This window comes from Ligilactobacillus agilis DSM 20509 (genome assembly GCF_001436215.1).
Taxonomy (GTDB): Bacteria; Bacillota; Bacilli; order Lactobacillales; family Lactobacillaceae; genus Ligilactobacillus; species Ligilactobacillus agilis.
In genome coordinates this window covers 37,593-49,593 of sequence record NZ_AYYP01000022.1, presented here as the reverse complement: position 1 = coordinate 49,593, position 12,001 = coordinate 37,593, and the positions used below count along the sequence as shown (strand labels likewise).

Genomic DNA, 12,001 nt, shown 5'->3' with positions numbered 1-12,001 from the left:
CATGAAAAAGCTAAATGTTAAAAATAACGAAACGGCTGTTTTTGCTATTGGTGGTTTAGGTGAAATCGGTAAAAACACCTATGGTATCCAATTCCAAGATGAAATTATCGTCGTCGATGCCGGAATTAAGTTTCCCGAAGATGACTTGCTTGGGATCGATTACGTCATTCCTGACTACCAGTATTTAGTAGCAAACCAGCAAAAAATTAAAGCGTTAGTGATTACCCACGGGCACGAAGACCATATTGGGGGAATTCCTTATTTATTAAAAAAGGTTAATATTCCTATCTACGCCGGGCCACTAGCTTTAGCTTTAATCAAAAGTAAACTAGAAGAACATGGCTTGCTTAGAACAACTGAGTTACATGAAATTAACGAAGACACTGTCTTAAAGTTTAGGAAAACCAGCATTAGCTTTTTCAGAACGACTCACTCTATCCCTGATACCTTAGGAGTGGCTGTTAAAACTCCTTCTGGTACGATTGTTTGCACCGGGGATTATAAGTTTGACCTAACTCCTGTTACTAATCAGCCACCTAATCTCCAAAAGATGGCTAAATTAGGATCTGAGGGTGTTTTGTGTCTCCTTTCTGATAGTACCAACGCTGAAGTTCCTAACTTCACCAAGTCTGAACGTTGGGTTGGGCGTTCTATTCGCCGTATTTTTGAAAAAGTCGAAGGCCGGATTATATTTGCGACCTTTGCCTCAAATATTTCTAGAATCCAACAGGCAGCCTCTGCAGCGGTTAATAAGGGCCGAAAAATTGTCGTCTTTGGACGTAGTATGGAAGCCGCTATTGTTAATGGCCGTGAACTCGGCTACCTCGACATCCCAGATGATGCCTTAGTCGACGCCCGGGAAATCAATAGCCTTCCAGCTAACAAGGTCATGATTTTATGTACCGGTTCACAAGGGGAACCTATGGCTGCCCTTAGTCGCATCGCTAATGGAACCCATCGCCAAGTGGCCATTCAACCTGGTGATACCGTCGTTTTCTCTAGTTCCCCTATTCCTGGTAACACTTTGAGTGTCAACAAGGTGATTAATGAACTAGAAGAAGCAGGTGCAACCGTTATTCATGGTAAAGTGAACAACATCCATGCTTCCGGTCACGGTGGACAAGAAGAACAGAAATTAATGTTGCGGTTAATGCAACCTAAATTCTTCATGCCTGTCCACGGCGAATACCGGATGCTTAAAATTCATACTGAGCTAGCAGAAAAATGCGGAGTGCCAACCGAAAATTCCTTTATCCTGGAAAATGGTGATGTCCTGGCACTTACTAAAGATTCCGCTCGCATTGCAGGTCACTTTAATGCCGCCGACGTTTACGTTGATGGTTCAGGTGTTGGTGATATCGGAAACGTTGTCTTACGTGATCGGCGCATCCTTTCAGAAGAAGGTTTGGTTGTGGTAGTGGCTACAATCGATATGAAGAAGCGCGAAATCCTTGCAGGACCAGATTTACTCTCCCGTGGTTTCATTTATATGCGGGAATCGGGTGAATTAATCAACCAAGGACGCAGACGCCTATTTAGAACGATTAGACGGACTCTGAAAAATGATAAAGTCACTGAAGCTATGTTGCGCGATGCTATTATCGGCGACTTACAGAACTTCTTATTTGAACAAACGGAAAGACACCCTATGATATTACCTATGTTAGTCACATTGTAATCAAAGTTTTCCCAATAATTGCTAATCATAATAACCAGGGGCAACTGCTAAAAACTAAGTTATTTTAGCAGTTGTCCCTCCTTGGTTAAGATTACTAACATTTTACGGGCAAAACTTACTGTTAGTTAATTTTAGAGACCTACTTAATTTAATTGGAGGCATCCAGGCGTGAAAAACTTTTTCGTTATCGTTAATGAAGATGCAAACGATGGCCAAGGTAAGAAAAACTGGCAACTAGTCAAGCAAAAACTGACTGAGCGGCAAGTTTCCTACACTTACCAACTCACTAACAATAATGCTAAAGACTTAGCTTATTCCTTTGTCAAAAAAACAGCCACTTCAGAACTGACTAAAACTGTAATCTTAGTGGTTGGCGGTGACGGTACCCTAAACGAAACTTTAAACGGGATTAAGGCGGCCAAGTTAGACTACGACGTTCCCTTAGCCTTTATCCCCTCTGGCAATAATAATGGCTTTGCCCAGGGAATTGGCATCAGCTTTGATCCTCTTACCGCACTAGAACAGGTTTTAACCACAGATAAGGCTAGCTATTTTGACATTGGCTTCTTTGAGGAAACAACCCATAATCAGACCGGTTACTTCCTCAATGACTTTGGGATTGGGATTGACGCCTACATTGTCAGTCTTAATGCACACGCTCCACACCATAAGTACCTCCAAAAGTTTCATTTGGGCATTTTCTCTTACATTTGGAATGTTTTTGAGGCTTATGTTAACCAAGAGGCTTTTAATGTCACAGTGCGAATTGGGAGTAAGTATGAATTTTACAAGCATGCTTTTCTTGTCAACGTCGCCAACCACCCTTATTTCAAGAAAAATATCGCCCTTTCACCCGTGGCCAACGCAGGTGACCATAAATTAGATTTGATTATCGCCGATAACATGAATTTCTTTAAGTTCCTGTTGTTAAGCATCTTAATTTATTTCCGCAAGCAACTTAAACTTCCATCGGTACACCACTATAAAGAAAAGGATATTCATTTGATTATTAATTCTTTAGAGTTTGGCCAAATTGATGGTCAAGAGCAAGGAAATAAATACTATGATATTTTCTTTAAAGCTAGCAAGTATCCATTTTGGTTTACCGCGCTAACACCGACTGATTCCCAAGAAAAATCAGCCTAACAAAATCCCCCCTAACGCTAAGTTAAAGGGGGATTTTGTTTAGTTAACCTTTTCCATAAAATCATAAGGGCTTAACCCATCAAGTCCAATCAAAGGTTCAATTTGATTGCCCTCAATTAATGCCATCGTTAAAATTCTTTCTTGAGTAACTTGCCCTTCGGTTGTCTGCTCAGCTGCTACTTGAACTGTATCCGCATCCTCTTTGCGACTTTGGTCAGTTTCAAAAACCTCCGTCAGTCTCTGCTTTAAACTAGTCTGCCGGTTTAAGGAGAGAGTTTCCACGCTAAGTTTAAATGCACTGGGATCTCCAACCATGATTAGCTTTTGTTTAGCCCTAGTTATGGCCGTATACAGTAAATTGCGGGTCAACATTCGTGAAAATTGGCGTACCAACGGTAAAATCACCACAGGAAACTCACTTCCTTGCGACTTATGAATCGATAGGCAGTAAGCTAGCCTTAAATTATTCCAGTTTTTAGTATCGAAGGTAACTTCATTACTATCAAATGCCACAATTAACTGTTGCTCTTTTTTAGAATCCTCAATCCCCACAATCTTGCCAATATCACCGTTAAAGATATTTTCTTCCGGGTTATTGACTAGGTGTAACACCCTATCACCAATGCGAAACTGCTGATTTAAATAGGTGACCTCTTTTTTATTAGCCTTTCTTGGATTAAAAATTCCTTGAATCAACTCATTTAACGCATCTACCCCTGCTATTCCCTTATACATCGGGGCTAGCAGTTGAATTTCGTCTTGCTTGATTCCCTTAGCTAAGGCAATTTTGACGACCTGCTCTATCACTTGTGGAACTTGGTTTGGTTGACAGTTGATAAAAGATCTATCTGCTTGTTTAACTAGCAAATCAGCGGGTAGCTTTCCTTCCTGAACCTTATGAGCTAGCGTCACAATGGTTGAGCCTTCACCTTGACGATAAATTTTACTCAATTCCTTCTTAGGTAAAACGTCGCTATCTAATAAATCGGAGAAAACTTGTCCTGCCCCAACTGAAGGTAACTGATTTCTGTCCCCTACCAAAATAACCTGCATCCCACTCGGAATCGCTTCGAGCAAGGTTTCCATCAAGTGGGTATCTACCATAGAACTTTCATCCACAATTAGTAAATTACCCGTAACCTCCTTAGGTTCAAATTCATCTTCCTCGTTACCGTTTAGACCTAATAACCGGTGGATTGTACTTGCCGTTAAGCCAGTGACTTCACTCATTCTTTTGGCCGCCCGGCCTGTGGGTGCGGCTAACTTAATTGCTTGGGGATTTAAGTCATATAATAGGCAGTAGGCTTCAATAATCCCCTTAATGATAGTGGTTTTACCAGTCCCGGGACCACCTGTCAGTAAAAAGACTGGCGCAACTATAGCCGCCTTGATAGCTTCAAGTTGGTCATGGTCATAGTCAATTCCTAATTTTTTTTCAACAATTCTTAGGGCATGAGCTAATTTTGTTGCCGAAAATTCCGGTTGGTCCTTATCCTTCACCAGGCGGTAACAGTTTTCGGCTATTTTCAATTCGGCGTAGTAATTACGCTTGAGGTAGACTAGCTTTCCTTCGGGAACAATTTTCCTTTGCTCAGCCAACTTAATCATCATATCGGCAATCTCGTTTGGATCAATTTCCTCGTTACGCCCCGCTTCTAAGTAAGCCTGAGCTTCACTTACAACTTGTCTAAGCGTGAGATAAGTATGGCCTTCTTGGTCATTTGCTTCGTATAAAACTTGAAAAATGGCGGCCTCAATTCGGTTAGGGTCATTGCTTGCAAAGCCTAATTCCTCGGCAATTTGATCAGCCCTTGAAAAACTAATCCCGCTAATATCCCGCGCTAAGCGGTAGGGATTTTCATGAATAATATCCAACGCCTGTTCATGATAAGCATTATAGACTTTATTTGCTAAATTTCCCGAAAAGCCAAAACTATTTAAGCCAACGATAATTTGCTCCATCCCATTATTGGCCTGCAAGACCTCAACAATAGTTTGGCGTTGTTTGGCACTTAGGGCTAGATCAGCCAGTACGCTTTGGGAAGCGAGAATTTTGCTAATGGCATCAGTTCCTAACTTAGCTACAATCTTCGCTGCCGTTTTCTTACCAATTCCAGGAAAATTTTCACTAGCAAAGTAGGCAATCAAGCCCTCTGCAGTCGTTGCAACCTCTAATTGATAATTATCAACCCTAAACTGCTCGCCGTAGGTAGGATGAGCCACTAGCCTTCCAAAAAAACGATAGCGGCCTCCCTCCTTAATATCACTAAAGTTTCCCACTACCGTAATCTGACTTTTAGCCCATTCAAAATCATGCTCGAGGGCTTTAACCACTAGTACCTTATAAAAGGTATCTTGAGCTTCGAACAAAATATGTTTTACTACTCCCACTAAGGACTTATTTGTAGCAGTGGAATTTCCAGCAAATAAATTTAGCTCCTCCGTTTTAATCACCTGCTTTATCCTTTGGTTGGGTTTTCTTTATGAAGGCCTCTACCTCTTGGAGACGGGTTTGCATTTTAGCATAATACTTGGCATCGCTTTGTTTTACTTTGGTAAATAAACCTTTGGCATCTTCGCCTAGTACCAGCTTAACTAAACCTAATGAGAACAGGACTTCCACATTAGCTGGACTAAGCTCCAAAAATTTTTGGTAATATTGCTTTGCCTCTGCAAAACTACCCAAGGCCATTAAACTATCAGCTACTAATTTTAGGGCAGTCGTATTAGTAGCATCTTGTTCAAAAACCGTTAAAGCAAAAGCTACACAGGATTGATATTGCTTTTGCGCATAGTTAGTCTGAGCCAACATCAATAACGCCTCGTTAGCCAACTTACTATCCTTAACCGCTTGAAATTCTTTAAGTGCCTCTGGATAAAACTCACTGGCATAAAAGACGTTACCTAAACCATAATGTAACAATGCCTGCTTATCTGCTTGCCCCTCAAACACATTCAAGGCTTTTTTGAAAAGTTCTTCGGCCTGCGGATAACTTTTCATTTCCGTCAAAGCCATCCCTAGTTGGTAATATGCTTCGGGATTATAAGGATCTTGGTCTACTTGAGCGATTAACTGCTTAAGTGCTACTTGAGCCTGCTTTTCTTTTTCTTCACGTTTTGTCATTTCTTCCACCTAAACCATATCTGTTTTATCTAATTTTCTTTTAAGATAATCATGTTTATTCCAGGCTAAGCATTTAAAATGTTCACCATCATTCGTTTGCAAAATAGTAGTGCTAGTATTATTGAGGCCCCCCTTAGCTCGCAATTGCTCTAAAGGTACTCCCAGTAAGTGCCTAATTTCAGCACATAAGGCTGCCCCATGACTAACGATAATTACGTTTTCGTTAGGATAGCGCCGACAAATCTCCTTTACTTTAGGGGTCATCCTAGCGAAAACCTCTTCAAAAGACTCGCCCCCAATTTTGGTTGCATCGTATTTGTCGGGATGGTTTCTAAAAGCATCTACCTCCTCAGGAAAAAGGCGCTCACAGTCTGTAAAATACATTCCTTCCATTTGGCCCAAGTTAAATTCCTTAAAGGCATCATTAATCTCTAGCTTAACATTTTGGTCTAGACTAGCAGCTAATTTTTGAGCCGTAACCCTAGCCCGTTTGATGGGACTAGTATAAATTTTGGCAAACTTAAATTGCTTCAAATAAGTTGCTAACTGCTCGATTTCAGCATACGATTGTCCTAATAGGGGGGAATCCCCCTTAGCCCCTTGGTATCTACCTTCTAAATTCCATTCAGTTTTACCATGTCTAACAAAATATAGTTTAGTCACTTAAAAAACTTCCTTCATCTTATCTAATACCCTTTATTTTACTAGAAATAAGCTTTGGCTTCAAACACCACCCCCTTTTTTGGGGTAAATAAAAAATCTACGTTTAATAACTAAACGTAGATTTAATTAGTCCCGTTAAGACTTACTCTTAAGCCTAGACATATTGCAATAATTTTTCGTCTTGGTAAGCATGATCAATCGTCCCGCTCCCTAAACATTCAGCGCCGTCGTAAAAGACCACTTCTTGTCCAGGGGTAATCGCACGAACTGGCTCATCAAAGATAACGTCAACTTTAGTCTTATCTTCATTAAAACGAACTGTTACCCCGCTATCAGTTTGCCGGTACCTAAATTTAGCAGTACAGTGAAATTCATTGCCCCGTTCTTCGATTGGAGCAACAAAACTCAACTTACTTGCATCTAAACTAGTTGCATAAAGGTGCTCATTATGATAGCCTTGTCCAACTAATAAAGTATTAGTCTTAAGATCCTTTCCGACTACGAACCACGGCTCGTTACTCTTGGAATCACCACCGATTCCGAGCCCCCGCCGTTGACCAATAGTATAGTTCATCAAACCATAGTGTTCACCCTTATATTCACCATCGACCGTCATCATCTTACCTGGTTGCGCGGGTAAAAATTCACTTAGAAACTTACTAAAGTTACGTTCACCGATAAAGCAAATTCCGGTTGAGTCCTTCTTTTCAGCGGTGGCTAAGCCCGCCTTCTTGGCAATTTCACGAACTTCTTGCTTATTCATGCCACCAATTGGAAACATTGCTTTTTGGAGTTGCTCTTGGGAAAGTTGACTAAGGAAGTAAGTTTGATCCTTATTATCGTCTGCCCCCCGCATTAGGTGAACTGTCCCATCTTCGTCGCGCTTAAGCTGCGCATAATGTCCCATGGCAATATAATCTGCATCCAATTCCATTGCGTAATCTAGGAAGGCCTTGAACTTAACTTCCTTATTACATATCACATCAGGATTTGGTGTCCGGCCATTTTTATATTCGTCTAAAAAGTAGGTAAACACTCGGTCCCAATATTCTTTTTCAAAGTTAACTGAATAATAAGGAATGCCAATTTGATTAGCTACTTTCGCAACATCTTGATAATCCTCTGTTACCGTACAAACACCACTATCATTTTGATCATCCCAGTTCTTCATGAAGACCCCGACAACGTCATAGCCTTCTTGCTTCAATAAGTAAGCACACACGGATGAATCAACTCCGCCACTCATGCCGACTACGACACGAATTTGGCTCTTATCTTTCATTTAAGTCACCATCATTTCTTTCAGATTCTGAATCTACGATTTGAAGGTCGCTTATCCAGTAAGAGCTATTATACTAATAAAAGTTCTTTTCTGCAAGCTGTCAGCTTAAAAAGGGCCATTCATCTTCGTAATTTGAAACGAGGATGAATAGCCCTTCGTACTATAGTTTAACTAAAATATTATGCGCTACTAAGTCGGCCAAAATAAAGTTTAATTGTTCAACGTTAACCTCAGCATTTTTACCAGTAAAAACGTTAACTTCCTTCAAGCCGTTAGCAGTAACTGTTGCCAATTTAAACTTCTTTAGGCTAGCATCGACCACTACCTTTAACTTAAAGGCTTGACCAAACGGAGTATTAGGATCCAATGAACGTTCTAGTTGAAACTTGCCTCCCTTTGTTTCAACAAAGCCCACATCCCGCAATGAATATCTTTTAATTTCAGGTGAAAGCCGGTAACTATCCTGTGCTCCTAAAACTTTTGCTACCTCTGTATATGCCATAATATTTCCCTACTTTCTTTTTAAGCGCCCAATTATCTTAGCGAGGGCCGCTACAGTTTGACTAATTTCGTCCTTGGTATTGGTAATTCCAAAACTAAAACGTAACGACTGACTTACCCGCGGACTGTCTTTTCCATACATCGCCGTCAAAACATGGGATGGTTCGAGCGAGCCCGCTGTACATGCTGAACCAGCAGCGGCAGATACCCCAGCTAAATCCAAGTTGGTCAGTAACACATCGGCTGGACAACCCTTAAACCAGATACTTAAAACATGGGGTAATTCATCTTCGTTATGCTTACCGTTAACTTCAAATTCGATTCCTAAAGCCGTAAGTTCGTCAATAAATTGTTGTTTAAAAGCTAAATAATCCTGCCGATGTTTAGCCTTATTTTGGTTAGCCAACTCAACTGCTTTAGCAAAACCAGCAATGGCAGGAATATTTTCAGTGCCGGCACGCCACTTTAATTCTTGGTCTCCCCCTTTTAATAAGGGTTTAAAGTTGAGCCCATCACGCCGGTACAAAAAACCCATGAATTTAGGTCCATTTAGTTTATGAGCTGAAGTAGAAAGTAAATCAATCTTATCTGCCTGAACATCAATCTCAAGCAATCCATAAGTTTGAACACAATCAGTATGGAACCAAGCGTTAGAAGCGGCCACTACTTGACCGATTTCATGAATTGGCATCCTGGCCCCCACCTCATTGTTCCCCATCATAATTGAGACCAAAATGGTATCTGGCCGTAAAGCTTTTTTGAGGTCTGTAATTGAAATCAGCCCATTTTCATCAACTGGTAAGTAAGTAACCTCAAAACCGATTTCTTCTAAATAAGCCATTGGCTTTAAGACCGCCTCGTGTTCAACTACACTGGTAATAATATGCCGCCCTTCACTCTTACGGGCTAAAGCCGTTTGAATAATAGCCGTATTATCACTTTCCGTCCCACCACTAGTAAAAACAATCTCGTTGTCATTTTGGGCATTAATTGATTGTGCGATTAAATGACGGCTGGTATCTAAAACAAAACGCGCCTGGCGACCATAATAATTGACCGCAGAAGCATTACCGAAGGTTGTTTCCATCTTCGTAGTCATTTCCGCAATAACCTCTGGTGCCATGGGGGTGGTTCCAGCATTATCTAAGTATATATAATTCATTTAATATCATCCCTACTAAGCAAGTAAGTTAAGAATCATTTGCGCCGACTTCTTACCTGCATCAATAATAAATTCATCAAAACTTTGACCGGCGTCTTCATCCCCAACGTCCGACATTGCCCGGACAATTAAGAAAGGCTTATCAAATTGGTAGGCCACTTGAGCTACCGCTGCCCCTTCCATCTCACAACATAGTGCTTGTGGATAAATTTCCTTAATTGCCGCAATTTGGGCTTGAGAAGAAACAAACTGATCACCAGTCACGATTAAACCAGGTTTTACCTGTAAACCTGCTTGGCTTGCCGCTTCACTAACGGCTTGCAACAATTCTTGATTAGCTTCAAAAATTTGTGGTTGCTGTGGTAGTTGGCCCGGTTTATAGCCAAAGACAGTCGCCGAAGCATCATGGTAAGCGGCCCCGGTAGAAAGCACTAGGTCTCCTACAGCCAAGCCAGTTCCAATTCCACCAGCTGACCCTGAATTAATCACAGCGTCAACCTTGAAGTTTTCAATTAAAAAGGCTGTCGTTACCCCAGCTTGAACTTTACCAATTCCTGCCCGCACCAATACCACTTCGTGGTCATTAATTTGCCCACTATAAAAAATCATATTGGCAATGTTTTCTTCATTAGCATTCGTTAACTGTGCGCGTAATGCCTTGATTTCTTCTTCCATCGCACAAATAATTCCATATTTCATTAAATCTACCACCTAAAAATTAATAAAACGCATAAACAACAAAATCAAGATTAATACCGTCACTAAAAAGGCAATGACATAGTTAAGGCGCCGTTTTAGTTTGGTTATCTTGGCCTCCTCTAAGAGCTCTTTTTGTTGCTTACGCATCTCTGTCCGACTTAGATTTTCAGCCTTGGTTTCTACTTGTTCTTCTGTCATCTATTGCATCGCCTGCCATATCATAATTGCCATTAGGGTTTTGGCATCACAAATCGTTCCCGCTGCAATCTGAGCTTGAACTTCAGCTAAAGTCAGTTCTTCCAATTGCAAAAACTCATCGTCATCTTGAGCTAGTTTATCAGCTACTGCCTGCAAATTAACGGCATGGTAAAGATACATCTTTTCATCAGCAAAGCCTGGTGAAGTATAAAACTCAGTTAGTAGTTCTAGCTTTTCAGCTTGAAACCTTGTTTCCTCATTTAGTTCCCTAACCGCAGTTTGACTAGGTGTTTCTCCCGGTTCAATTTTCCCTGCCGGTATTTCCAGGGTAACTTGACCTAAAGGTGCACGCCATTGCCGAATTAACACGATTTTATTAGCCGGAGTTATTGCAATTATGCCGACAGCACCTTGATGGCGAACAATTTCTCTCTTGGCTTGACGTCCATCCGGCAGACTGACCGTTTCTAAGTCTAATTTCAAAATGGCACCGTCGTATAAATTTTGGTTAGAGATTACTTTTTCCTCAAAGTCCATCATGACCACCTACTTTTTTAAGTTAGCGACAAATTCTTCATATGCCGCTTGTTCTCCAGTTTCATTCCAAGTTGCCTTAGTAAAGTCACCTTGCATAGCATCAGCTTGTTCAAGTTCAACTTCGGCTACAAAGCTTGCATTCCCAATCAGTGACATCCAGTATGACCCATCTTGACGTTGATGAACCTTAGTCTTTACCATTCCGCCTGGATTTATTACCGTGATTAAGTCTTCCACGGAAGTTTCTGGATAAAGTAGTGAGTAAACTAAGCTAGAAGCAGACATTGCTGTCCCACAAGCGTTGGTATAACCAACCCCTCGTTCGTAAGTTCTAACAAAAATTTTGTTAGTTGCTAACACCTCTACAAAGCTGACGTTAACCCCATCAGGGAAGAGTGGATTTTGACCATCATTCAAGTAGGTAGCAATCCGACCTAGTTCTTCCCCCATTAAAGTTTCATGGTCAACAAAACTAATTAAGTGCGGGTTAGGCACTGCCACGGCAGTGAACTTCAAATTGCTTCCTAACTGGGGAACAGTTTCATTAATTAGTTGTTCCTTATCAATATGCATTAGCAAATCTTTTGCTTTAAAGCTGACTGGTGAAATCTCAACATCAAATGCGGGTACTCCCTTGGCAAATGCAGGAGCTGCTTTTACTTCTAAATCAGCGTGCATGGTCTCCACTTTAAAATCAGTTAACCCGGTTTGCGTACTCAAATAACGCGCTACGGTCCGTAAACCATTCCCACACATACTTGCTTCACTACCATCAGCGTTAATTACCCGCATCTTTCCAGCTACGCTAGCATCATGACCAGGGGTTACATACAAAACCCCGTCGGCCCCACCATGTAATCCACTTTTTCTATCACAAAGCTTTTGGGCTAGTAACTTTAACTCAGCTTCACTCAAAGGCTTCGTTAAATTAGCGGCTGGTAAAATAAAAAAATCATTATTTGAACCATGAACTTTCAACATCTTCATTTTACAATACCTCTTAAGCGAAAT

Annotated in this window: 12 protein-coding genes; 2 read left to right on the top strand and 10 right to left on the bottom strand. The window is 41.0% G+C overall.

Annotated elements, in window-relative coordinates; genetic code table 11:
* Position 1: 1 nt before the first annotated feature.
* Both rnjA and FC14_RS03510 read left to right on the top strand, forming a co-directional pair.
* Positions 2-1,678 carry a ribonuclease J1 gene (rnjA, locus tag FC14_RS03515; protein ID WP_056976501.1) on the top strand — a complete coding sequence of 559 codons (1,677 nt, stop codon included), beginning with the start codon at positions 2-4 and terminating at the stop codon, positions 1,676-1,678.
* Positions 1,679-1,846: 168 nt separating this feature from the next.
* The gene (locus FC14_RS03510; protein WP_056976500.1) at positions 1,847-2,824 is read left to right on the top strand and encodes a diacylglycerol/lipid kinase family protein; all 978 of its coding nucleotides are present in this window, start codon (positions 1,847-1,849) and stop codon (positions 2,822-2,824) included.
* 39 nt (positions 2,825-2,863) lie between these two features.
* On the opposite strand, the gene recD2 is transcribed toward FC14_RS03510, so the two are convergent.
* From recD2 to dapF, 10 genes are all read right to left on the bottom strand, one after another.
* The gene (recD2, locus tag FC14_RS03505; RefSeq protein WP_056976530.1) at positions 2,864-5,275 is read right to left on the bottom strand and encodes an SF1B family DNA helicase RecD2; all 2,412 of its coding nucleotides are present in this window, start codon (positions 5,273-5,275) and stop codon (positions 2,864-2,866) included.
* Positions 5,271-5,948 carry a tetratricopeptide repeat protein gene (locus FC14_RS03500; RefSeq protein WP_056976499.1) on the bottom strand — a complete coding sequence of 226 codons (678 nt, stop codon included), beginning with the start codon at positions 5,946-5,948 and terminating at the stop codon, positions 5,271-5,273. The genes recD2 and FC14_RS03500 overlap by 5 nt, the downstream gene beginning before the upstream one ends.
* Positions 5,949-5,957: 9 nt before the next feature.
* A complete protein-coding gene (locus FC14_RS03495; RefSeq protein WP_056976498.1) occupies positions 5,958-6,611 on the bottom strand; it encodes a histidine phosphatase family protein in 654 nt (217 codons plus the stop codon).
* A gap of 154 nt (positions 6,612-6,765) precedes the next feature.
* Entirely contained in the window at positions 6,766-7,893 is a 1,128-nt protein-coding gene (gene mnmA / locus FC14_RS03490; RefSeq protein WP_056976497.1) for a tRNA 2-thiouridine(34) synthase MnmA, read from the bottom strand.
* A 160-nt stretch (positions 7,894-8,053) separates the two neighbouring features.
* Complete coding sequence (locus tag FC14_RS03485) at positions 8,054-8,395, bottom strand: DUF1831 domain-containing protein (protein WP_050612481.1); 342 nt, start codon at positions 8,393-8,395, stop codon at positions 8,054-8,056.
* Positions 8,396-8,404: 9 nt separating this feature from the next.
* Complete coding sequence (locus FC14_RS03480) at positions 8,405-9,556, bottom strand: cysteine desulfurase family protein (RefSeq protein WP_056976496.1); 1,152 nt, start codon at positions 9,554-9,556, stop codon at positions 8,405-8,407.
* 15 nt (positions 9,557-9,571) lie between these two features.
* The gene (locus FC14_RS03475; protein ID WP_056976495.1) at positions 9,572-10,255 is read right to left on the bottom strand and encodes a 5'-methylthioadenosine/adenosylhomocysteine nucleosidase; all 684 of its coding nucleotides are present in this window, start codon (positions 10,253-10,255) and stop codon (positions 9,572-9,574) included.
* Positions 10,256-10,267: 12 nt separating this feature from the next.
* Complete coding sequence (locus tag FC14_RS03470; RefSeq protein ID WP_050612484.1) at positions 10,268-10,453, bottom strand: hypothetical protein; 186 nt, start codon at positions 10,451-10,453, stop codon at positions 10,268-10,270.
* Positions 10,454-10,990 carry an NUDIX hydrolase gene (locus FC14_RS03465; protein ID WP_056976494.1) on the bottom strand — a complete coding sequence of 179 codons (537 nt, stop codon included), beginning with the start codon at positions 10,988-10,990 and terminating at the stop codon, positions 10,454-10,456.
* A 9-nt stretch (positions 10,991-10,999) separates the two neighbouring features.
* The gene (dapF, locus tag FC14_RS03460) at positions 11,000-11,977 is read right to left on the bottom strand and encodes a diaminopimelate epimerase (protein WP_056976493.1); all 978 of its coding nucleotides are present in this window, start codon (positions 11,975-11,977) and stop codon (positions 11,000-11,002) included.
* Positions 11,978-12,001 lie beyond the last annotated feature (24 nt).